The sequence below is a fragment of the Dactylosporangium salmoneum genome (assembly GCF_039532525.1).
Lineage (GTDB): Bacteria > Actinomycetota > Actinomycetes > Mycobacteriales > Micromonosporaceae > Dactylosporangium > Dactylosporangium salmoneum.
In genome coordinates, this window is record NZ_BAAARV010000025.1 from 315,480 (window position 1) to 333,021 (window position 17,542).

General features: G+C 70.8%; 35 protein-coding genes. 15 read left to right on the forward strand and 20 right to left on the reverse strand.

The window, feature by feature from the left end:
- The first annotated feature begins 9 nt into the window (after nt 1-9).
- The 5 genes from ABD352_RS17560 (at nt 10) to ABD352_RS17580 (ending at nt 1,269) form a co-directional block, all read left to right on the forward strand.
- Entirely contained in the window at nt 10-228 is a 219-nt protein-coding gene (locus ABD352_RS17560; RefSeq protein ID WP_344613451.1) for a hypothetical protein, read from the forward strand.
- A gap of 11 nt (nt 229-239) precedes the next feature.
- On the forward strand, nt 240-401 hold the full coding sequence (locus ABD352_RS17565) for a hypothetical protein (RefSeq protein WP_344613452.1): 162 nt from the start codon (nt 240-242) through the stop codon (nt 399-401).
- 120 nt (nt 402-521) lie between these two features.
- Complete coding sequence (locus ABD352_RS17570) at nt 522-869, forward strand: hypothetical protein (RefSeq protein ID WP_344613453.1); 348 nt, start codon at nt 522-524, stop codon at nt 867-869.
- Complete coding sequence (locus tag ABD352_RS17575) at nt 866-1,045, forward strand: hypothetical protein (protein ID WP_344613454.1); 180 nt, start codon at nt 866-868, stop codon at nt 1,043-1,045. The genes ABD352_RS17570 and ABD352_RS17575 overlap by 4 nt, the downstream gene beginning before the upstream one ends.
- Nucleotides 1,042-1,269 carry a hypothetical protein gene (locus tag ABD352_RS17580; protein ID WP_344613455.1) on the forward strand — a complete coding sequence of 76 codons (228 nt, stop codon included), beginning with the start codon at nt 1,042-1,044 and terminating at the stop codon, nt 1,267-1,269. Before ABD352_RS17575 ends, ABD352_RS17580 begins: the two co-directional genes overlap by 4 nt.
- A gap of 55 nt (nt 1,270-1,324) precedes the next feature.
- Here ABD352_RS17580 and ABD352_RS17585 read toward each other — a convergent pair whose 3' ends face one another.
- Nucleotides 1,325-1,525, reverse strand: a complete 201-nt coding sequence (locus ABD352_RS17585; RefSeq protein ID WP_344613456.1) for a hypothetical protein — start codon at nt 1,523-1,525, stop codon at nt 1,325-1,327.
- Nucleotides 1,526-1,596: 71 nt separating this feature from the next.
- Entirely contained in the window at nt 1,597-1,845 is a 249-nt protein-coding gene (locus ABD352_RS17590) for a hypothetical protein (protein ID WP_344613457.1), read from the reverse strand.
- 64 nt (nt 1,846-1,909) lie between these two features.
- Here ABD352_RS17590 and ABD352_RS17595 point away from each other — a divergent pair, with 64 nt between their 5' ends.
- The 6 genes from ABD352_RS17595 to ABD352_RS17620 are packed head-to-tail and all read left to right on the forward strand — an operon-like array spanning nt 1,910 to nt 3,627.
- Entirely contained in the window at nt 1,910-2,506 is a 597-nt protein-coding gene (locus ABD352_RS17595; RefSeq protein ID WP_344613458.1) for a hypothetical protein, read from the forward strand.
- A 12-nt stretch (nt 2,507-2,518) separates the two neighbouring features.
- A complete protein-coding gene (locus tag ABD352_RS17600) occupies nt 2,519-2,704 on the forward strand; it encodes a hypothetical protein (RefSeq protein ID WP_344613459.1) in 186 nt (61 codons plus the stop codon).
- Nucleotides 2,705-2,716: 12 nt separating this feature from the next.
- Nucleotides 2,717-2,890 carry a hypothetical protein gene (locus ABD352_RS17605; protein ID WP_344613460.1) on the forward strand — a complete coding sequence of 58 codons (174 nt, stop codon included), beginning with the start codon at nt 2,717-2,719 and terminating at the stop codon, nt 2,888-2,890.
- An 11-nt stretch (nt 2,891-2,901) separates the two neighbouring features.
- A complete protein-coding gene (locus tag ABD352_RS17610) occupies nt 2,902-3,069 on the forward strand; it encodes a hypothetical protein (RefSeq protein WP_344613461.1) in 168 nt (55 codons plus the stop codon).
- Nucleotides 3,070-3,089: 20 nt separating this feature from the next.
- On the forward strand, nt 3,090-3,395 hold the full coding sequence (locus ABD352_RS17615; RefSeq protein ID WP_344613462.1) for a hypothetical protein: 306 nt from the start codon (nt 3,090-3,092) through the stop codon (nt 3,393-3,395).
- 4 nt (nt 3,396-3,399) lie between these two features.
- Nucleotides 3,400-3,627: a hypothetical protein gene (locus ABD352_RS17620; protein ID WP_344613463.1), complete on the forward strand. Its 228-nt coding sequence runs from the start codon at nt 3,400-3,402 to the stop codon at nt 3,625-3,627.
- 65 nt (nt 3,628-3,692) lie between these two features.
- Here ABD352_RS17620 and ABD352_RS17625 read toward each other — a convergent pair whose 3' ends face one another.
- The 8 genes from ABD352_RS17625 to ABD352_RS17660 all read right to left on the reverse strand — a co-directional run bounded on the left by ABD352_RS17625 (nt 3,693) and on the right by ABD352_RS17660 (nt 6,119).
- Nucleotides 3,693-4,235, reverse strand: a complete 543-nt coding sequence (locus ABD352_RS17625) for a hypothetical protein (protein ID WP_344613464.1) — start codon at nt 4,233-4,235, stop codon at nt 3,693-3,695.
- Nucleotides 4,232-4,504 (reverse strand): hypothetical protein, encoded by a 273-nt coding sequence (locus tag ABD352_RS17630; RefSeq protein WP_344613465.1) that lies wholly within the window; start codon nt 4,502-4,504, stop codon nt 4,232-4,234. The genes ABD352_RS17625 and ABD352_RS17630 overlap by 4 nt, the downstream gene beginning before the upstream one ends.
- Nucleotides 4,501-4,734, reverse strand: a complete 234-nt coding sequence (locus tag ABD352_RS17635) for a hypothetical protein (protein ID WP_344613466.1) — start codon at nt 4,732-4,734, stop codon at nt 4,501-4,503. Before ABD352_RS17635 ends, ABD352_RS17630 begins: the two co-directional genes overlap by 4 nt.
- Complete coding sequence (locus tag ABD352_RS17640) at nt 4,731-5,231, reverse strand: hypothetical protein (RefSeq protein ID WP_344613467.1); 501 nt, start codon at nt 5,229-5,231, stop codon at nt 4,731-4,733. Before ABD352_RS17640 ends, ABD352_RS17635 begins: the two co-directional genes overlap by 4 nt.
- Before the next feature lie 69 nt (nt 5,232-5,300).
- Complete coding sequence (locus ABD352_RS17645; protein ID WP_344613468.1) at nt 5,301-5,516, reverse strand: hypothetical protein; 216 nt, start codon at nt 5,514-5,516, stop codon at nt 5,301-5,303.
- Entirely contained in the window at nt 5,513-5,701 is a 189-nt protein-coding gene (locus ABD352_RS17650; RefSeq protein ID WP_344613469.1) for a hypothetical protein, read from the reverse strand. The genes ABD352_RS17645 and ABD352_RS17650 overlap by 4 nt, the downstream gene beginning before the upstream one ends.
- On the reverse strand, nt 5,698-5,880 hold the full coding sequence (locus ABD352_RS17655; protein ID WP_344613470.1) for a hypothetical protein: 183 nt from the start codon (nt 5,878-5,880) through the stop codon (nt 5,698-5,700). Before ABD352_RS17655 ends, ABD352_RS17650 begins: the two co-directional genes overlap by 4 nt.
- Nucleotides 5,880-6,119: a hypothetical protein gene (locus tag ABD352_RS17660; protein ID WP_344613471.1), complete on the reverse strand. Its 240-nt coding sequence runs from the start codon at nt 6,117-6,119 to the stop codon at nt 5,880-5,882. Before ABD352_RS17660 ends, ABD352_RS17655 begins: the two co-directional genes overlap by 1 nt.
- A 119-nt stretch (nt 6,120-6,238) precedes the next feature.
- Between ABD352_RS17660 and ABD352_RS17665 the strand changes: the two genes are divergently transcribed.
- A complete protein-coding gene (locus tag ABD352_RS17665; RefSeq protein WP_344613557.1) occupies nt 6,239-6,484 on the forward strand; it encodes a helix-turn-helix domain-containing protein in 246 nt (81 codons plus the stop codon).
- Between the two features lies 1 nt (nt 6,485).
- On the opposite strand, the gene ABD352_RS17670 is transcribed toward ABD352_RS17665, so the two are convergent.
- Together ABD352_RS17670 and ABD352_RS17675 are read right to left on the reverse strand one after the other, a co-directional pair.
- On the reverse strand, nt 6,486-6,785 hold the full coding sequence (locus ABD352_RS17670; protein ID WP_344613472.1) for a hypothetical protein: 300 nt from the start codon (nt 6,783-6,785) through the stop codon (nt 6,486-6,488).
- The gene (locus ABD352_RS17675; RefSeq protein WP_344613473.1) at nt 6,782-7,051 is read right to left on the reverse strand and encodes a hypothetical protein; all 270 of its coding nucleotides are present in this window, start codon (nt 7,049-7,051) and stop codon (nt 6,782-6,784) included. The genes ABD352_RS17670 and ABD352_RS17675 overlap by 4 nt, the downstream gene beginning before the upstream one ends.
- Before the next feature lie 300 nt (nt 7,052-7,351).
- On the opposite strand from ABD352_RS17675, the gene ABD352_RS17680 reads away from it, so the two are divergent.
- Nucleotides 7,352-7,612, forward strand: a complete 261-nt coding sequence (locus tag ABD352_RS17680; protein WP_344613474.1) for a GntR family transcriptional regulator — start codon at nt 7,352-7,354, stop codon at nt 7,610-7,612.
- A gap of 796 nt (nt 7,613-8,408) precedes the next feature.
- On the opposite strand, the gene ABD352_RS17685 is transcribed toward ABD352_RS17680, so the two are convergent.
- Nucleotides 8,409-9,215: a hypothetical protein gene (locus tag ABD352_RS17685; protein WP_344613475.1), complete on the reverse strand. Its 807-nt coding sequence runs from the start codon at nt 9,213-9,215 to the stop codon at nt 8,409-8,411.
- A 131-nt stretch (nt 9,216-9,346) separates the two neighbouring features.
- Between ABD352_RS17685 and ABD352_RS17690 the strand changes: the two genes are divergently transcribed.
- The gene (locus tag ABD352_RS17690; RefSeq protein ID WP_344613476.1) at nt 9,347-11,398 is read left to right on the forward strand and encodes a cellulose binding domain-containing protein; all 2,052 of its coding nucleotides are present in this window, start codon (nt 9,347-9,349) and stop codon (nt 11,396-11,398) included.
- 151 nt (nt 11,399-11,549) lie between these two features.
- Here ABD352_RS17690 and ABD352_RS17695 read toward each other — a convergent pair whose 3' ends face one another.
- The 3 genes from ABD352_RS17695 to ABD352_RS17705 all read right to left on the reverse strand — a co-directional run bounded on the left by ABD352_RS17695 (nt 11,550) and on the right by ABD352_RS17705 (nt 12,763).
- Nucleotides 11,550-11,843: a DUF4287 domain-containing protein gene (locus tag ABD352_RS17695; protein WP_344613477.1), complete on the reverse strand. Its 294-nt coding sequence runs from the start codon at nt 11,841-11,843 to the stop codon at nt 11,550-11,552.
- A 36-nt stretch (nt 11,844-11,879) separates the two neighbouring features.
- The gene (locus ABD352_RS17700) at nt 11,880-12,344 is read right to left on the reverse strand and encodes a hypothetical protein (protein WP_344613478.1); all 465 of its coding nucleotides are present in this window, start codon (nt 12,342-12,344) and stop codon (nt 11,880-11,882) included.
- A gap of 77 nt (nt 12,345-12,421) precedes the next feature.
- Nucleotides 12,422-12,763 (reverse strand): hypothetical protein, encoded by a 342-nt coding sequence (locus tag ABD352_RS17705; RefSeq protein ID WP_344613479.1) that lies wholly within the window; start codon nt 12,761-12,763, stop codon nt 12,422-12,424.
- 39 nt (nt 12,764-12,802) lie between these two features.
- On the opposite strand from ABD352_RS17705, the gene ABD352_RS17710 reads away from it, so the two are divergent.
- Entirely contained in the window at nt 12,803-13,063 is a 261-nt protein-coding gene (locus ABD352_RS17710; RefSeq protein ID WP_344613480.1) for a hypothetical protein, read from the forward strand.
- Between the two features lie 332 nt (nt 13,064-13,395).
- On the opposite strand, the gene ABD352_RS17715 is transcribed toward ABD352_RS17710, so the two are convergent.
- The 4 genes from ABD352_RS17715 to ABD352_RS17730 form a co-directional block, all read right to left on the reverse strand.
- Nucleotides 13,396-14,217, reverse strand: a complete 822-nt coding sequence (locus ABD352_RS17715) for a response regulator (protein ID WP_344613481.1) — start codon at nt 14,215-14,217, stop codon at nt 13,396-13,398.
- Nucleotides 14,214-15,269: a sensor histidine kinase gene (locus tag ABD352_RS17720; RefSeq protein ID WP_344613482.1), complete on the reverse strand. Its 1,056-nt coding sequence runs from the start codon at nt 15,267-15,269 to the stop codon at nt 14,214-14,216. Before ABD352_RS17720 ends, ABD352_RS17715 begins: the two co-directional genes overlap by 4 nt.
- Before the next feature lie 490 nt (nt 15,270-15,759).
- A complete protein-coding gene (locus ABD352_RS17725) occupies nt 15,760-16,224 on the reverse strand; it encodes a DUF1444 domain-containing protein (RefSeq protein WP_344613483.1) in 465 nt (154 codons plus the stop codon).
- A gap of 248 nt (nt 16,225-16,472) precedes the next feature.
- The gene (locus ABD352_RS17730; protein WP_344613484.1) at nt 16,473-17,438 is read right to left on the reverse strand and encodes a cobalamin biosynthesis protein; all 966 of its coding nucleotides are present in this window, start codon (nt 17,436-17,438) and stop codon (nt 16,473-16,475) included.
- Nucleotides 17,439-17,542: the final 104 nt, after the last annotated feature.

Genomic DNA, 17,542 nt, shown 5'->3' on the forward strand with positions numbered 1-17,542 from the left:
GTACGGGCGATGAGCAACATGGTGAAGGTGACGTCCGGCGAGGACACGGTCCTGACGACGTTCGTTCACGAGGTGTCGGGGCCGGCCGACAGCTACCAGGAGCTGCCGTCCGGCCTGTGGGAGCAGTATCAGGCGCACCTCGGCGCCGCCGAGGAGTCGCTGCGGGACGTGCTCGCCTACCTGCGGACGGCGCCGGTCGTGAATCCGATGGACGTGTACGGCCGGTGAAGGTTCACGAGTTGCACGCTCGCCTCGGCGAGCTGATCGAGCAGGGGCACGGCGACTTGCTCGTCATCGACAACAGCGGCAACGACGTGTGCGGTGCCGAACCACCGTGGGAGCCAGGCGACGAGGGCGTGATGCTGGACTGCCACGTCGACCAGGAGTTGCGCCGTGGCTGACCGCTCCCCGCTGTGGCCGTGCGGCTGCCTGCGCAACGACGCCGGCGCGCACCGCGGCGACTGCCCCGAGTTTGAGACGGTGTACCCGGCGGACGGAAGCCGGCGGCTCGAGGATCTGGCGTGGCGGCCGAGAGGGGCGCGCGGATGACGTCCGTGACCGAAGTGCCATACGACGCCGACGGGAACCTGCTGCATTTCGCTGACCGGTGGGCAAAACCGGACCGCTGGGTGCCCAACGAACCGTTCAAGGCGACGCTGGAGGTCGAAGGTACGGTGTCTGGCCGCAGCGCCAAGTACCTGATCTGGCGGGCAGTCGACGGCCGCAGGTTCCCGATGTTCGTGACCGACTGCGTCGACCTGCTGCGGCGCGCTGACGTGGCGATGGGCGTGGTCGAGGCCACGTGGATCGTGCGGAAGCGCGGGCAGAACTACGGGGTCGCGTTGGCGCCGGAGGGACGGGCGACGTGACCGATCTCGTCCCGAGCCCCGTGGTGCTTGAGGGCGCCATCGGCTTCCTCGTCACCGGCCACTGGTGCGACCGGTGCGGGGACACCAACTACGATCCGGCGACGCGGGAGTGCCTGACCTGCACCTTCCCCGACGATCCGTGCAGCCGGACCTACCTTGAGGGTCGAGCGGAGTGAACAACCCACTGGCGTTCGACTTCGCCCGCAGGCTGCGTGACCCGGCGTTCCGGCGGCGGCTCCACGACGTCGGCTGGGCGTCCGGGACGACCGTCTATACGCCGCAGGTCGGCGAGACCGGGGCGGAGGTGCGGGCGCGGATGGAGCCGGGCCGGCATCTGCTGGTGATGCCGGACCTGGGCGCGCCGTTCGGGCTGCGGATGATGATGTGTGAGATCGATTAGCAGACACGACGAAGCCCCGTCCGCGAGATGCGGCACGGGGCTTCATGTGTAAGCGCTACTGACCGGACGCGAACCTGGCCAGCATCACGTCGTATTCGGCCTCGGTGATGACGGTTGAGGTTGCGCGCCCGCCGCCGGTGCGATTGCCTTCGTTGGCGTGGGCCTCGGCGCCTTCCTTGCTCATGGGGCTGCTGACGTGTTCGGTCGTGCTGCCGTCGTGGAGGCGAACGACGGTGAGGATGCGGTACTGGTTCATCGTTCTGCTCCCTCGGCTCACTGGCTTGACCATCTCATCTTGAGACGCCAGCGGCATGTTGTCAAGGGCTCTTAGCCAAGTTGCTCGGGGGCGGCGACTCCGCTCGCCGGGAATCGCTTGCCAAGCTCGCGGTACAGGGTGGCGCGGGATGTGAGCGCCTTCTCGGCGACGAAGTTGGCTTCAATGCCCAGCTTGCGCGCCTGCTGGGCGGCTTGCCAGAGTCGGTCTTCTGCCACCTTGTGCTCCTCGGCAGCAATCTCAAGCCGGGCGATTGCCTGTCGTTCTTCGTCGGTTCTGAAGGTCCAGGAGGGTCGAATCATGTCGCCAGGGTAACAGTTACCGTCTCATGTTGACATAATCGTCTCAGGCTGAGACGCTTTGAGCATGACGCAGACGACGACCGCCGCGAAGATCTACGAGATCCCCGCCGAGGGCCTCACCGCCCAGGTCGGCGACGTCACGGTGAAGGCGTTCTGGGTCAACGGCGCCGGCTTCAAGGTCGAAGCCCGCCGCGGTCGCGACCTGATCGCGTCGTCGCTGCACACCTTCGACACCCACGCGATCCCCGTCTACGAGGCCCTCGTCGCCGAGCACACCCCGGCCCCCGTCGAGCCCGCCCCCGCCGCCGAGGTCATCCCGGCCGCGCCGGTCGTGCGGCTCGCCGCCGCCGCCAAGGGCACCGCCACCAAGGTCACCGACCCGCAGCACACCGCCCTGGTCATCGCCCTGATGAACGGGCGGGTCGAGCGCGGCGGCAAGGAGGGCCAATTCAACGTCCGCGTCCTCACCGCCCTGGCCAAGCGCGGATACCTCGACCTCACCTACCAGGCCGGCCGCCGCGACGCCCGCAAGGTCGTCACCGGCGGCACCATCACCCCCGCCGGGCGCACCCGCCTCGACCAGCTCACCGCCGCCGAGCGCCAGGCCGCCGAACGCGCCGCCCGGCTCGCGACCGCCCTCACCATCAACCTCGCCGCCTGAAGGAGACACATCATGCGCCGCACCATCCTCGACAAGCCCCGCGCTCGCGTCTTCCTGCCGCTCACCTGGGGCTGGGGATGGGCCTGGGCGTGCGACACCTGCCAGGAGGGCGTCGACCACTACTCGCCCGCGCGCGCGTTCGCGCCCAACCGGGACGGCGCCCAGCTCATGGCCGACATGCACCGCTGCGACCGCTAAGGAGGCGGCACAGTGACCGACCCCAACGAGATGACCGCCGACGAGCGGGCCGCGGTGCTCGCCGCCGTCGAAGTCCAGCAGCCGGTTCGCATGATCCGGCCCCGCGACGGGCGGACCGTAACCGTCGCCGCCGACCGCATCGCCGAGCGGCTCGCCGCCGGCTACACCATCGCCCCGATCGACTGAAGGAGCAGCCCATGTCCAACATGCCCGAACGCCTCCGCGACCTGTACGAGCGCGCCGGCCGCGGCGTCGTCGACTACAGCCTCATCCGGGAAGCCGCCGCCCACATCGAGCGCCTCGAACAGGAGCGCGCCGACACCGACGAGTTCCTCCGCTCCAACCACCCTGAGTACTACAGCTGACGAGGATGGAGAATCGCTGCATGTCCCACGACCCGATGGACGTCCACGTCGACAAGGCTGCGTTCTGGGCGGCGTACAAGTCGCTGCAGGCCGACGGTGTGTCCCTGGCCCAGGTGCGCGGGGAGATGGCCAACCGGATTGCCGTCGCCGTGCTGCGTGAGCGCACCTCCGGCGGGGTTGAGCGCCTGCAAGCGCTCGCTGCCGACCCGGCCGAGCGGCAGGCCGTCGTTGACGGCCTCCTGGACGAGATTTTCACCTCGGCGACGAGGTCCGCAATTCACTCCGCTGTCGTGGCCGCCGCGAACGCGCTGACGGGCGAGGGGTGACGCCGTGGGCGAGCAGTACAGGTGGGACATCATCGGCGGCTGGGGCGGCTCGTACCAGTACACGCGGCCCGGCTACGGCCACTTCATCGTCCGCCGTGTCGACAGCGACCCGGACCGCTTCGAACTCGTCGACGAGCGCAACAGCACCACGTCGCGGCTCAGCTTCAGCGACCTGTACTCGGCGCTCGACGAGGCGTTGGACCTCGTCGAGGCGCAGGTCGTCGACGACTGACGTTCCAGCATCTTCCAGCAAAACAGAAGCCCCGGCCGCGTGGCCGGGGCTTCTCGTGTGTGCAATCAGAACAGCGCGGACGGCTTCAACGACTCCACACACGAGCAGCCCGGCCCGTGCACCTGCAGCCGCTCGAGGTCGAAGTGGATGACCGGCAGCACGCTGGCGGCCCGCTTGACCGCGTCGAACGTGCCACCGTCGCGCCGGCGCGGGTCCCAGATCGCCACCATGACCCCGCCCCGTTCGGCGGCGAAGTCGACCAGGCCCTGGTTGCGGGCGAAGAACCAGCGCGGATCGTAGGTCGGCCCGTACGCGGTCTTGGACGTGCAGCGGTCGAGCATCCGCCGGTAGATCTCCCGGTCCGGGTACGGCCAGCGATCGGGCTGCTGCGGGAACGGAATGTGCGCGTGCAGCTGAAGGTTGGCGTGCAGTGCCGCCCAGCCGAACTCGATGTCGGAGCCGAGCGCCACACCCGTAGCCGCGTCCGTCGTGCCGTGCTCGTCGCGGAGCTTGGCCAGGACCCGGTCGAGCTCGGGCCGCAGCCACGCCAGCTGGGCATCGGTGAGATCACGGTGCCCGGTGACGCTGACTGCGGTCCAATTCGTCATGACGCCGAACCCTCCAGAAGCGCCCGCGCGGCAGCCACCACGGCAGCGCCCGCCGCCTCGCGCCGCTTGTAGATCGACACGCACAGCGGCACATCGTGGAACAGGTCCCCGGCGAGGCCTCCGTCGTGGCCGAGCTCAACCACGTTCGGCAGCATGCCGGTCGGCACATTGGCCACCGTGGCGGCGACCTTCGCGGCGAACTCGCGCCGCTCGGCGGCCGGGATGCGGAACACAGCGAGCGCCCGGTAGGCGGCGTCCTCGGCGGTCATCGCCCCTCCTCGCCGCTTTCGTACCGCGACGAGAACGGCCCCACCTCGCCCTTGTGGTCAGCGTGCCACCTGCGGCGGGCCGCCGTCGACGGCAGCACCTCCGACAAGGAGCCGCACTCGCACTTCCCCCGGCCGGGACCGGAGCGGACGACGGCACCGTGCGGCAGGTGGCCGTTCTCGTCGTAGATGGCGCCCTCACGAAGCAGGCCGTGGCCAGCAACCCGGGTCACGCGAACACCTCCGGGTGCGCGGCCTTCCAGTCAAGCCAACGCTGCATCGGCTTGCTGTCGCCGATCGTGTGGATCAGGTCCATCAGCTCGACCAGCGAGTACGGGCCGACATACTTACCCGGCTCCTTGCCGGCGCGCTGCGACGGCCAGACGATCGAGAACAGGTAGCCGTACTCGAACGAGTGCCGGCGGAAACCCCAGTCGTCCTCGCCCCACTTGTGGAAGATGACCCCGTTGGCGCCGCCGTCCACGTCCAGGTCTCGCTGCTCCATCTTCTGCCGGAAGCCGCTGTTCCCGTACCAGTGCTCCTTGTACTCATCCAGGAACGACGCGAGCATCGCCGTCTCGGCATCGGTGGGCCGAGCCTCGGACTCGCAGTCGAACGCGACAAGGTAGAACCAGCGCGGGTGAGAGCTGGTGACCGCGATGCGGTGGGCGGTCAGCGGGTCGTCGCGGTCGGCGTCGGTCTCGAACGGCCATGTGGTGGTACGGGTCATGGTGCTCCTCTCGTCGGACTGAACGGCCACGGCCAGCGTCCGGATGTGCCGGGCGCCGCCGTGTCCCACTCAGGCCGGGACGGGGTGCTGGGCGGCGATCAGGTCGTACAGGTGATGGTCAGCGACGGTGGCGTGCCAGTCGTCGCCGTGGGCGCGTCGCAGGTGGTCGCCACGCCAGCCGCCCGGGTACTCGACCAGGGCGGTGATCTCGTGGACGGTGCAGCCATCCACCGGGTCGACGATGCGGTCGCCGACGTGCAGCGCGGCGCCGAGGACGCGGGTCACGACTGCCACCCGTCCACGCCGACCCGCACCACGCGGCCGTCCCGCTGCAGGTAGTCGTCGATCACGCAGTCGGCGTGCAGGCCGCCCCGGGTGCCCCGCCACGGCCACTCCCGGTCGCCGTTCTTGATGAACACGATGTCGCGGGCGGCGACGATCGAACCGTCGGGCAGGTCGGCGGCGTTCACGGCTTGCTCACCTCCCTGACGATCTGGTCGAAGAACTCGACCGCCTCCTGCTCGGTATCGCAGGTGTAGCTCGACGGTTCGGCGTCGTAGCCGATGTAGGCGTCGATGGTCGCGTCGGTACGGACGATGACGTACGGCTCGCCGTCGTCGGTGACGCCCTCGTGGCGCTGGTCGGCCATCAGGACTCCTTCGCGGCGACGTTGAAGCAAACGTTGACGCCGCGCCGCAGGTGCGGCCCGAGCACCGGCGTCAGGCCCGCCCCGTGCAGGGCGGCCGCGATCCGCGGCCAGAACGTGGCGTCGCCGTCCTCGGTGGACTCCGGGACCGGCAGGGCGCCGGGCAGGCCGTCGACCGTGACCAGGCTGTAGGCGTTGAGGTCGCCCTGGGGGTCAACCGTCGCGAACGCGTTGTAGGGCATCAGCAAGTTCCCTTCTGTCCGCTGTGAATTACCTCCTGAGCATGTCTTTTGGGTTGACAATTGTCAACCGCGATAGAGATACGTTCACTCTGCCGAACAGGTGGTTTTGGTTGACGTTCGTGAACCGTGATCGCTACGCTGCCGCAGTGGACGATCCGCCCCGCGATCCGCCGTATGACCGGCGCATCCCCGACCTCGTCGGCCTCCAAGAGGCTGCCGAGATCATGGGCGTGTCCAAGCAGGCGGCACTGAAGATGGTCCGGAAGTCGCAGCTCAAAGGCAGACGCCTCGGCCGCTCCACAACGTGGGTCTTCCTCAGGAGTGAGGTCAATTCGATGCCGAAGCACCAGAAGACCGCCGAGTAGCTCAGCCCGTCTGCTGCTCCGCGTCCGCCATGTCCGCCATCCGCACCAGCGCCTCCCCCAGCCTGCGCGCCACATGCGGGTCCCACGACTGCGTGCGCGAAAACATCGCCACCATCAGCCGTCCGAACGCGGCCTGCTGCAACACCACCGACGCCCGCGCCCGGCCCTCATCGTCGTGCACCCGCACCTCACGCGACTGATGCCGGCCACCAACCGCCATCAACTCCAGCGGGCAGTTCTCCGCGTCGCACCACGGAGGATGCTCGAGCTCGGCACGGCCCACCGGCCGCGGCGGCGTCACCGCCGTACCCCCGCCGCCCGACGCAGCTCCGCCTCCGCATCGCCCAGGCCGCCCGCCTCGACCAGCGGCACCACAAAGCGGCACCCCTCCCGCGACAGCTCCACCGACGGCAGCGAGGCGCCAGGCGACTGCACCAACGCCAGCTCGGTGAGACCGGACGCTGACGGCGCCGAACGATGCAAGCCGACCCGGTGCCCGTGGATCGGCGGCGCGCCCGCGGTGCAGCGCTCCCGCGAACACCAGACGGGGTGGGCGAGCTCAGGCATGGCACCTCCAACACGAGGTGCGGCGGTCGCCCGGCCGGGCCTGGGAAGTGCAACGGGCAGACCGCCACACGATCGGGGGTCGGGCCGGCGCGGCGACTATCCGAGCAAGACGGTGCCGCGCCGGCCCTTGGGCTCACCCCCTGCTGCCAAGCTGAAGGCGGCGCCCACCAGCCAACATAGCCGCCTAAGGCGGCTTAGGCCAGACAGCTACAGCTTTGTCGACTTAGCCGCCCATGTTGTTGAGAACCGCGCAAGGAAGTGATCAGATGGACGGGCTGCCAAGCTGAAGGACTCAACTCCATGCCCGCCGAAGACATCGGCGACGACCGCCCTGTCTGGGAGCAGGTCGTTGCTGGCCTACGTGTACGCATTGCCGCCGGTAAGCCCGGCGATCGCCTGCCGTCCATTTCCGAGCTCGCCGAGGAGTATGGCGTCGGTGCCACGACGGTGAAGATGGCTTTGTCGGCGCTGCGGCTGTCAGGGGAGATCCGCACGAAGCGCGGCCAGGGCACGTACATTGCGGGCGGGGACGGCCGGACGGGCGAGTCGGTTACCGACTGACAACTTTCGGGTGATCAGCCCCAGGGGTGAATTGCCGAAAGCGGCAAAGTCGCATCAATCTGGGCGGATTGCTTCCATGATCCGACAAACGTCGCTGCTGGTCGGCCGTTCTACTGATCAACATTCGACCGTTCGTCTCCGAACGATCGACACGTCGGCGCGCCACGCGGCGCACACCAGGTGTGCGACAGGTGCACAATCGTGGACGACTGTCCGAGCACTGGGGCTCGGGTCCTACCTCCGGTTGGCCCGAGGGCGCCCCACCCGCAAACCCCTTGGCTGACCCCCGAGGCGAGCGGGTGGGGCGTTCTGCTTTGCGCCGCGTGCACCTGCACGATAGACCCATCCGTGCTGGTCGTGATGCCCGCTGAAGTGAATGAATGGCAAACCACGCAGCGCTATTTGATGTTTGCCAACATTCACCATGGTCACCATGGTCTCGAACACCTGCTTCTCCCTCCACTGCTCGGGTTCGCTCGCCTCGAAGCCTGCGCGAAACGGCGCCCCCGCCGCTCGGCCCGACCCCCGAACCTGTGGATAACTCGGTGCTTGTGGACGGGGTCGCGCGGACCCCGACGATCTGCTATGCCCAAGCCGGTGGCCTGCGACAACGCAAAAGCCCGCCGCGGGCGGAAAGCAAGATCAAGTTCAAAAATTTCCGAGCTACCGCGATGTCCGCCGGGGTACGGACCGTAACTCCCGTGGCCTCGCCCTCCGCTTGTAGTCGCGGTCCGCCTGGCGGGGAGCCCTACTCGCGACGACGGTCGAGCAGGCCGGGTGTTGCTCGCGGCAACGCCTATCGGGCCGGGTTGAGCAGGGACGGCAGGCCGCCCGGGATCTGCAGGAGGGGGAGGGCGGCGTCCAGCCAGGCCGGCTCCTCGGCGCAGAGATGGTGGATCAGCTCGAAGCGGGGCTCCGGCAGGGCCGGGCGGTGGGCTACGACGGTGTGGCGGTGGCGGGCGTCCGGCAGGCGTCTCGTGTAGGAGACGCCGCGCTCGAACAGTTCGGTGGCGTCGGGGGTCTGCGGGGTCAGGGTCGACAGCACCACGCCCAGCAGGTGCGGCCAGGCAGTGAAGACCCGGTCCAGGTCCTCGGCCAGGGTGTCGACCCGAGGGAATTCGGGCAGGGCGCCGGCGTCCTCGATCCAGACCCATACCGCGGTGGAGTCGCGCGTCTGCTTGGCCTTCAGCTCCACGGCGCGGATCAGGCGGCGGGTGGTCGCCGGGCCGGCCGGGTTCAGGCCTCGCAGCTCCAGCAGGAGGTCGTTCAGGCGGATGTCGCCGATCGGCGGCTCCAGGATCGGGCGGGTCCCGGCCAGCAGCGCCTGGGTGGCCAGGCGGGCTTGGAGAGTGCCATGGCGGTACTCGTCGCGGGTCGCGTTGCGGGACAGGTTGGCCCGCAGCTTCGAGATGCCCTGGACCTCTTGCTGAATCAGGATGCGCAGGCTGGCCCACAGCGTGACCAGCCCGACGAACGTCGCCGGCCAGGCCGGGCGCTCGGCCGCCGGGCGCGCCTCGGCGCGGGCCCGCCAGCCCGGGCCGAAGAAGGCTTCCAGGTCGGCGTTGGCTCGGGCGGCCACGTCGCGGCCCTCGACGGTCAGCACCCATCCAGCATTCATGAAAGGTTCGCGGCTGACACATCGACAAACACCGACAAGACGGGCGCGGCCTTGCCCTGGCGGCGGGCGGGATCGAGCGTCGAAGCGTTTCCGCATCCCGAGTCGAGAGGTCCGCCATGACCCAGGGTTCAGTGCGCCGCGCCGGGTGGGCGCTCGCGCTGCTGCTCACCGCCGGGGCGCTCGGTAGCGCGCCCGCCTCCGGCACCGCCTTCGCCGACGCCGTGCCGGCCAACGTCACCGTCAACGCACGCGCCGGGCTGGCCACCGTGGCCGACACCGCGCTCGGTGTCAACGATGCCATCTGGGACTCCGAGCTGGGCAGCACCGCCGTGTCGGACCTGCTCAGGGCGGCCGGGGCCGGGATGGTGCGCTACCCCGGCGGCTCGTACGCCGACATCTACCACTGGCAGACGCACACCGCGCCGGGTGGCTACGTCGCACCCGGGACCGACTTCGACACGTTCATGGCCTCGATGCAGCGGATCGGCGCGCAGCCGATGATCATCGCGAACTACGGGACAGGGACGGCGCAGGAGGCGGCCGACTGGGTGCGGTACGCCAACGTGACCAAGGGCTACCACGCGCAGTACTGGACGATCGGCAACGAGAACTACGGCAACGGGCACTACGGGACGGCCTGGGAGGCCGACGACCACGCCGACAAGAGCCCCAAGGCGTATGCCGAAGGGGTCGTCGCCTTCTCACAGGCGATGAAGGCGGTCGACCCGACGGTGAAGATCGGCGCGGTGCTCACCACGCCGGCCAACTGGCCCGACGGGCTGGTCGGGGGCGGGGACGCCGGGACGTGGAACCAGGTCGTGCTGTCGATCGCGGGGCCGTCCATCGACTTCGTCGACCTGCACTGGTACCCGGGCGGCGGCAGCGAGGCCGAGGCGCTGGCCAAGCCTTCGCAGATCGACGACATGATGTACCTGGCCAAGGCGCAGATCGCGCGGTACGCGGGGGCGAACGCCGGCCGGATCGGGATCAGCCTCACCGAGACGAACGTCGGGGTCGGGCAGAACACCCAGCCGGGGGCGCTGTTCCTGGCCCAGACGTACAGCGGCATGCTGGAGAACGGCGTCTTCACCGTCGACTGGTGGGACGTGCACAACGGCATCGGCACCGTGTCCACCGTCGCCGGGCAGACCGACTACGGCGACTTCGGCATGCTGTCCAGCGGCGGGTGCGCCAACAACGTCTGCGAGCCGGCGATGAACACGCCCTTCGCGCCGTACCACGCGCTGAAGCTCATGCACTCCTTCGCCCGCCCCGGCGACCAGCTGATCCGGGCCGGCACCGACAACCCGCTGGTCGCCGCGCACGCCGCGCGCCGGGCCAACGGCGACCTGACCGTGCTGCTGGTCAACCTGGACCCGGCCAACCCGCACGCCGTGAAGATCGGCTACGACGGCTACACGCCGTCCTCCGCCGCGCCTCAGGTCGAGTCGTACCTCAACGGGGCCACCGGCATCGCGTCGTCCTCGACGGGCTCGGCGACGGCGCAGACCCTGGCGCCGTACTCGCTCACGGTCCTGACGCTGCACCCGGCGTCGGCGCCCGGCGTGCTCCCGGCCACCCCGGCGCGGCCGTCCGCCTCAGCGGTGACCGACCGCAGCGCCACGCTCACCTGGCCGGCGACGCAGGCCGGGGTGAAGTACGAGGTGTACCGGCAGTACGGGGCGCGCAGCGAGCAGCTCGGGGAGACCACCTCGACGAGCTTCACCGCGACGAACCTCACGCCCGGCACCCGGTACACCGTGAACGTCCTGGCCCGCGACGGCGCCGGGCGGGTGAGCTGGTCCTCGCCGCCGCTGACCTTCACCACCGGCGCCCCGGCCACCAGTACGTGCAGCGTGCACTTCAGCGACGACAACGACTGGGGCAACGGGTACGTCGGCACGATCACCGTCACCAACACCGGGACGGCGCCGCTCAACGGCTGGACCCTCGCGTTCACCTGGCCCACCGGCTGGCAGAACGTGAGCAGCGGGTGGAACGGCACCTGGAGCCAGAGCGGCACCACGGTCCGCGTCACGCCGGCCGACTTCAACACCAACCTGGTCGCCGGCGGCAGCACGAGCGTCGGCTTCGTGGGCGCGTACAGCGGGCCGAACGTCCTGCCGTCCGCCTTCACGCTCAACGGGACGGTGTGCTCCGCCGCGTAGTGCGGCAACCGCCAGGGGGACCGTGACTACCCGCGGAGGGTGAGGCCACGGGAGTTACGGTCCGTACCCCGGCGGACATCGCGGTAGCTCTGCAATGCATCCAACGGCCGGCGCTCGCCACCATGGTCGGGCGCCGGCCCTGCGATCGCGGTCACGCCTTCGGCTTGGAGCTCTTGCCGTCGAGCCAGAGCGTGTCGGACTCGTCGCGGTGGGTACCGGTCGCGCCGACGTGCTTGGTGGAGATCGTCGCGCCGCGCTTGATGACGTGCAGCAGCGCCATCGCGTGGCCGCGGCCGACGCCGTAGTCGTCGCGCAGCCAGTCCACCACCGGGGCGGCCTTGGTCGCGGGGCCCTCGAGCCCGCGCTCGGCGGCGAGGGCGAGCAGCTCACGGGGGGTCTTGCCGGTCTTGGTCTCCAGCGCGTCGAGGTAGGCCTGGAACGACATCGCGGTGTCTCCTTCGTCGAGGGTGTGCTTGCGCCTTCACCCCTGCGTCGGACGAGCCTCCGCCGTTTCGACAGCGCCGCCGAAAAAGTCTTCGACGACCGCCCGCTCGATCTCCATCGCCAGCGCCTCGGTGTCGGCGGGCGCGAGCCGGTGGGTGTCGGCGCAGATCGCGACGTCGAACGCGTCGGGTCCGGCGTCGAAGCTGATGTCGGCGTCGAGGACGTCGAGCTTGCGCGGAGGCGGTGAACGCGCGCCCGATGACGTCGTCCGGCGCCGCTTCCGCGTCCCCGGTCGGTGACGTCGATCGCGCATAGGCTGAGCTGGGCGAGCTGGCTGACCGAGTCGGCGCACCCGGGGCAGGAAGCGGTTGCCGACGACGAGCTGGGCGACGCTGGGATTGTGGCCGGTGCGGCGGTACAGGGCGACCGCGTACGCGGCGAGGATGACGTGTCCGGTGCCCGCGCCGGTGCGCTTGGCGACGGCGGGGATGGCGCTGCGCATGGCGGGGGAGTGGAGGGTGAGCTCCGAGTTTCGGGCTTCGACCCTCGGGCTTTGGGCGTCGGGCTTTGGGTGGGCTGCTACTCGACCAGCGCGGAGAGGCTGCGCGCGATCCATGGCGTGGCGCAGACGGCGAGGAACGCGACGACGCCGACCACGACCCAGCCGACGCCGCCGCGGCCCGCCGCCCGCGAGACAGCGGCCGCTCCCGTGCAGACGAGGGCCAGCGGCACCGCCGCGAGCATCGTCACCCCGCCGGCGAACGCAGCCAGGCCCTCCTGCGTGTTGGCGTCGGGCGCCATCAGGTACACCGAGAACGCCACGACCAGCCAGAGCGCGACGGCGAGCGTGCTGAACACCGCGAAACAGACGTCCGCCACCCGTGAGTTCCGGCCGTCGACCGGACCTTCGTCGATCGTCATGCCGTGCACGATAGGAGGTTGATGCTATTCCTTGGGGTTATGGATACGCGTCGCCGCGAGGACACCCGCAACGCCATCGGTGTGCTGACCCTGCTGTTCCAGTCGCCGCAGGACGCGGGGACGCGCAGCGGGTACCTGCAGCAGATGATCGGCGAGGAGGACACGGTCGCGGACGTGGGCCGGGCCTTCACCGGGATGACGAACCTGGCCGCCCTCATCCTGCTCGACCACACCCGCACCACCGGCGAACCGGCCACTGAAGTGCTGCAGCGGATCGCGGCCGAGCTGGCAGGCGATTGATCGGTACTGCCTGCGTACGCGCCTGCTGCCCGCCGCCCGACGACCGGCGCGCCGGGCGGGACCCGATTTCGTGTGTGGCCGGCAGCGGCTCTGGTCCTGGCCGTTGTAGGCATCCTCGTGTAAATCGCCGACGTTGCGGATGACCAGCACCACCGCGACCTGGGCAGGCCTTGTGGGCTGCGGTGGTGCGGCGGCTCCGTGGTGGGGCGGCTCTGGCGGTGCCGCCGCCCGGCGGTGCCGCCGCCCGGCGGTGTGGCGGCTCTGGCGGTGCGGCGCGCTTCCGTGGTGCGGGGCGGTGGTGCGGCGGGTTCGGTGGTGCGGCGGGGCTTCGGCTACTTGGTGGTGAGCCCGGCTCGGATGGCGAAGACCGCGAGCTGGGCCCTGTCCCGGGCGTTGAGCTTGAGCATCGCCCGGCCGACGTGGGTGCGGATCGTCGCCGGGCTGACCGCCAGCTCGGCGGCGATCTCGTCGTTGGACCGCCCGGTGGCGACCCAGGCGGCCACCTCCCGTTCCCGTTCGGTGAGCTGATCGACGGCGACCGGCGCGCCGCTGCCCCCGCCGAACCGCGCGATGACCCGCCGGGTCACGGACGGGGACAGCAGTGCCTCGCCGCCCGCCACGACCCGGATGGCCCGGATCAGCTCGGCCGGCTCGGCGTCCTTGAGTACGAACCCGGCGGCGCCGGCCTGCAGCGCCGCGAACACGTTCTCGTCGGTCTCGAACGTGGTGACGACTACGACCTTCGTCCTGGGCGCCGCCGAGCCCATCCCGGGCCGAGCGTTGTCTGCTACAGGCTGGGCGGGGTCTGCTCCGGAAGGCGCGGAGGCTGCCTCACGCTCTGCCGGGTCTGCTCCGGGCCGTGCTGGGGCTGTCTTGCGCTGCGCCGCGTCTCGTCCAGGCGGCGCGGGGGCTGTATCGGGCGGTTTGGGGTCCTGGTTGATTGCCCGGAGGGCGGCGAGCCCGTCGACGCCCGGCATCCGGATGTCGATGAGCGCCACGTCGGGACGGAGCCGGCGGATGAGCTCGATCGCCCCGGCCCCGTCGGCGGCCTCGCCGACCAGCTCGAGGTCGGGCTCCCGCTCGATGAGCATCCGGAGCCCGCTGCGGATGAGCGCCTCGTCGTCAACGACCACGACCCGGATGCGTTCGCTCATCGGGGGATTCTCGCGTGGATCTCGAATCGCCGGCCGGTCCGCACCTCGAACGTACCCCCGGCCTCCTCGACGCGCTCGCGCATGCCCTCGATTCCCCGCCCGATCCCGCTGCCCTTCTTGGCGCGCCCGTCCCCGTCGTTGGTGACCACGACTAGGACGCTGCCGTCGTCCTTGCGGACGGAGACGGCCGCCGAGGTGCCGCCGCCGTGGCGCAGGACGTTGGTGAGGGACTCGCGGACCACCTCGTACGCGATCCGCCGCTGCCGCTCGCTGGCGCCCCACAGCTCGTCGTGCTCCAGTGCCACCTCGACCCCGGCCGCGCGCACCTGTTCGACCAGGCCGCCGATGTCGGCCGGTGAGTCGATGTTCTCGATGACGGCCCGCAGCTCGTCGAGCGCGGCGCGGCTCGTCGCCCGGATCGCCTGCAGCGCCTCCCGGGCCTGCTCGGGTCGCTCGTCGAGCACCACGAGCGCCACCCCGGCCTGCATGGCCACCACCGCGAAGCCGTGCCCCGCCACGTCGTGCACCTCCCGCGAGACCCGGATCCGCTCCTCGAGGACCGCCCGCCGCACGATCTCGATCTCCTTCTGTGCCCGGGCCTGGCGCTGCATGGACACGAGGGCCCCGAGCGACCAGGGCACGGCCAGCCAGCAGGCCCCCCACAGCAGCAGCCCGACGGCGGGCAGGTCGAGGTGCTGCGACATCCGCGGCAGCACGGCCGCGACGGAGACCCCGGCCGCCACCCCCGCCGCTAGCGCCGACTCGCGCAGCGGCCGCCGGCGCGCGTACTCGAACATCGCCCACACGACGGCCAGCAGGATCGGCCCGAACGGGTAGCCCGCCAGCAGGTACACGGAGCTGATCCCGACGGCACCGACCACCGGCACGAGCGGCGACCGCCGTCGCCACGCAAGCCCGAACGCCGCCCCCGCGGCGAGCGTGTACCCCAGGAGATCCAGCTCCCGAGGCGGCTCCTGCAAGAGCCCGGCCCGCCAAGCGCCCAGGACCACAAACCCCGCAAACCCCAGGGCGAGTAGGACATCCCGTCGCATGCCATCGATTTTATGGCCAATCCGGGAACTATCCGGCCGGGCGGGGGCCCTTGTCCATTCTTTGGCCCGGGACCTCGCGCGGCGCTGCGGCTGGCTTGCCTCCAGGTCGCCGGCCGCGGTCTGCCCGCTTGTCCACGTCGTTCCTTCCGCAGGGTGGGCGGCCGGGAACGCCGGCTTGGCGCTCGAGTTTCGGCGCCGAGTCAACGGTCCCGTGCACCGGTCGCCGTGTGTTGGGCAGCCCCGGCGTGGTGGCGGCGGTGGGGTCGAACCGGCGCTCGTAGGGGGTGTCGATGGTGCTGGCGTAAGCCTCGTTGGCGGGCGCCGTTTCCGGGGCGCGGGCCAGCTGAGTTGGGTGCGGGTCGGTGCCGAGGCTGCCGGCGTGGGCCCAGTCGGTGGTCCTGCCGGAGGGGCGGCCCGAGGGCGGCGGGCGGCGCTTGGGCGCGCGCCCGCCCGGCTGCTCAGCTGGGCGGGCGGACCGGTGGGGCGTCGGTCAGAACGCGGCCTCGGGGGTGCGGGCCTGTGCCGCCGCGAACGGCTCCCAGATGCCTCGGCGCCGCACGAGCAGCTTCCGCGACAGCAGGTGCCGGTCGCCGGCGAAGAAGATCCGGTCCACGGCGCGCCTAATCTTGGCGAGGCCGGGCGGGGAGTGGGAGCCGGTGACGATGACGACGTCCCGCGCCGGGACGCCGACGACGAGCTCGCCGGGTACGGAGCGCTCCAGGCCGGCCCAGAGGCTCTCCGCCAGGAGGAGGGTGGAGGCGATTCCTTCGAAGGTGAGCATGAGCGCCGGTGGCTGTCCGTGGACGCCAACGGCACCGAGTCGTGCGTCGAGGTTGTGGGCGGCCTGTCGGCGCAGCATGCGACGGGGAAGCTCCATGCGTTGCAGGTCGGCCCAGGTGACGAGCCGCTGCCCGAACGGTGGTCCGTAGCTGTAGCCGACTCCCAGCCCACCCATGAACTCATCGAGCACAGGCGAATGCACATCGTCGCGACGGAACTCGCGAAGCGGTGCCAGAACGGGGAGGAGCGCGAGCTGCACGACAGCAAACTAAGTCTGCGACGGATACGAGACAAGCTCTTGTTTTTGCGCCATCTGCTTGCTAGGCGGCGCCAAAGGCCGTCGATGGTTCTGCCCTCCCTTCCTGCAGATTCATCCCGTCGATGGGCTGGTTACTCGGCGTGGTGAAGGCGCGCGTCCGGGGCCTACCGTTTCCGGCGCCGCCGGGCGATGAGGAGGCGGGCGCCGGCGGCCAGCACCGCCGCGGCGGTGCCGACCGCGAGCGAGAGCGTGGCGGCGCGGCGCACGTCGGCAGGGGCCGGCGGGCCGCCGTCGCCCAGGTGCGGACGCTCCTCGACGCGCGAGCCGTAGACATTGCGGCCGCCAAGCCTGATGCCCAGCGCGCCGGCCGCGGCCGCCTCGCACTGGCCCGAGTTCGGGCTCGGGTGCCGGGAACCGTCGCGCAGCCAGATCCGTAGCGCCTCGGACGGGCGGCCGCCGACGAGCGGGGCCGCGGCGACCGTCAGCGCGGCGGTGAGCCGCGACGGGGCAAGATTGGCCGCGTCGTCGAGGCGGGCGCTGGCCGTGCCGAACCTGCGGTACCGATCCGATCTGTGTCCGACCATGGCGTCGAGCGTGTTGATTGCGCGGTATCCGACGATGCCGGGCACGCCCGCCACGGCCGCCCAGAACAGCGGGGCGACCACGGCGTCGGAGGTGTTCTCGGCCAGCGACTCCACGGTGGCACGGGCCAGCTCGGGAGCGTCCAGTGCGGCCGGGTCGCGGCCGCACAGGTTGGGCAGCTGGTCGCGGGCCCCGGGCAGGTCGTTCGCGGCCAAGCGGCCGGCCATGACGCGTCCCTCGCGGGCGAGGCTCGCGCCGCCGAGCGCGGACCAGGTCGCGGCGGCCATCAGGGCGGTGCGGGCCACGGGGTGACGCCGGGTGAGCCACGCGCCGGCGACCGCGGCGGCCACGGGCGCCCCGACGGCGACCGCGGCGAACCGGGCGCCGGCCCGGCGGTCGTCGGCATACAGGCGCCGTTCCAGGGCGCCGGCGAACTGGCCGAAGCCGGCCACCGGGTGCCACCTGCGCGGATCGCCGAAGATCGCGTCGAGCGCGGCACCCAGCAGGATGCCGGCGGCGTCCGCTCGCCTGCCAGCCGAGAGATTCATGCCGCGAACGTACCGGGGGGTTGTGACAGTTTCCGGGTGGGTGGCGATGAGGTTGCGGAACGTAGTTCGGCGAGCACGTTTCGTGGTCGGGCGAAATTCGTGTC

Bases quoted from the DNA above. Each gene is read 5' to 3' on its own strand.
- ABD352_RS17640 (WP_344613467.1), bottom strand. From the start codon at position 5,231: ATGACCCGTACCACCACATGGCCGTTCGAGACCGACGCCGACCGCGAC.
- ABD352_RS17680 (WP_344613474.1), top strand. From the start codon at position 7,352: ATGCCCGCCGAAGACATCGGCGACGACCGCCCTGTCTGGGAGCAGGTC.
- ABD352_RS17730 (WP_344613484.1), bottom strand. From the start codon at position 17,438: ATGAATCTCTCGGCTGGCAGGCGAGCGGACGCCGCCGGCATCCTGCTG.
- ABD352_RS17705 (WP_344613479.1), bottom strand. From the start codon at position 12,763: ATGACGATCGACGAAGGTCCGGTCGACGGCCGGAACTCACGGGTGGCG.
- ABD352_RS17615 (WP_344613462.1), top strand. From the start codon at position 3,090: ATGTCCCACGACCCGATGGACGTCCACGTCGACAAGGCTGCGTTCTGG.
- ABD352_RS17585 (WP_344613456.1), bottom strand. From the start codon at position 1,525: ATGAACCAGTACCGCATCCTCACCGTCGTTCGCCTCCACGACGGCAGC.
- ABD352_RS17710 (WP_344613480.1), top strand. From the start codon at position 12,803: ATGGATACGCGTCGCCGCGAGGACACCCGCAACGCCATCGGTGTGCTG.
- ABD352_RS17590 (WP_344613457.1), bottom strand. From the start codon at position 1,845: ATGATTCGACCCTCCTGGACCTTCAGAACCGACGAAGAACGACAGGCA.
- ABD352_RS17595 (WP_344613458.1), top strand. From the start codon at position 1,910: ATGACGCAGACGACGACCGCCGCGAAGATCTACGAGATCCCCGCCGAG.
- ABD352_RS17695 (WP_344613477.1), bottom strand. From the start codon at position 11,843: ATGTCGTTCCAGGCCTACCTCGACGCGCTGGAGACCAAGACCGGCAAG.
- ABD352_RS17625 (WP_344613464.1), bottom strand. From the start codon at position 4,235: ATGACGAATTGGACCGCAGTCAGCGTCACCGGGCACCGTGATCTCACC.
- ABD352_RS17700 (WP_344613478.1), bottom strand. From the start codon at position 12,344: ATGCGCAGCGCCATCCCCGCCGTCGCCAAGCGCACCGGCGCGGGCACC.
- ABD352_RS17720 (WP_344613482.1), bottom strand. From the start codon at position 15,269: ATGCGACGGGATGTCCTACTCGCCCTGGGGTTTGCGGGGTTTGTGGTC.
- ABD352_RS17725 (WP_344613483.1), bottom strand. From the start codon at position 16,224: ATGGGTGGGCTGGGAGTCGGCTACAGCTACGGACCACCGTTCGGGCAG.
- ABD352_RS17660 (WP_344613471.1), bottom strand. From the start codon at position 6,119: ATGCCCTACAACGCGTTCGCGACGGTTGACCCCCAGGGCGACCTCAAC.
- ABD352_RS17715 (WP_344613481.1), bottom strand. From the start codon at position 14,217: ATGAGCGAACGCATCCGGGTCGTGGTCGTTGACGACGAGGCGCTCATC.
- ABD352_RS17600 (WP_344613459.1), top strand. From the start codon at position 2,519: ATGCGCCGCACCATCCTCGACAAGCCCCGCGCTCGCGTCTTCCTGCCG.
- ABD352_RS17630 (WP_344613465.1), bottom strand. From the start codon at position 4,504: ATGACCGCCGAGGACGCCGCCTACCGGGCGCTCGCTGTGTTCCGCATC.
- ABD352_RS17560 (WP_344613451.1), top strand. From the start codon at position 10: ATGAGCAACATGGTGAAGGTGACGTCCGGCGAGGACACGGTCCTGACG.
- ABD352_RS17690 (WP_344613476.1), top strand. From the start codon at position 9,347: ATGACCCAGGGTTCAGTGCGCCGCGCCGGGTGGGCGCTCGCGCTGCTG.
- ABD352_RS17610 (WP_344613461.1), top strand. From the start codon at position 2,902: ATGTCCAACATGCCCGAACGCCTCCGCGACCTGTACGAGCGCGCCGGC.
- ABD352_RS17675 (WP_344613473.1), bottom strand. From the start codon at position 7,051: ATGCCTGAGCTCGCCCACCCCGTCTGGTGTTCGCGGGAGCGCTGCACC.
- ABD352_RS17655 (WP_344613470.1), bottom strand. From the start codon at position 5,880: ATGGCCGACCAGCGCCACGAGGGCGTCACCGACGACGGCGAGCCGTAC.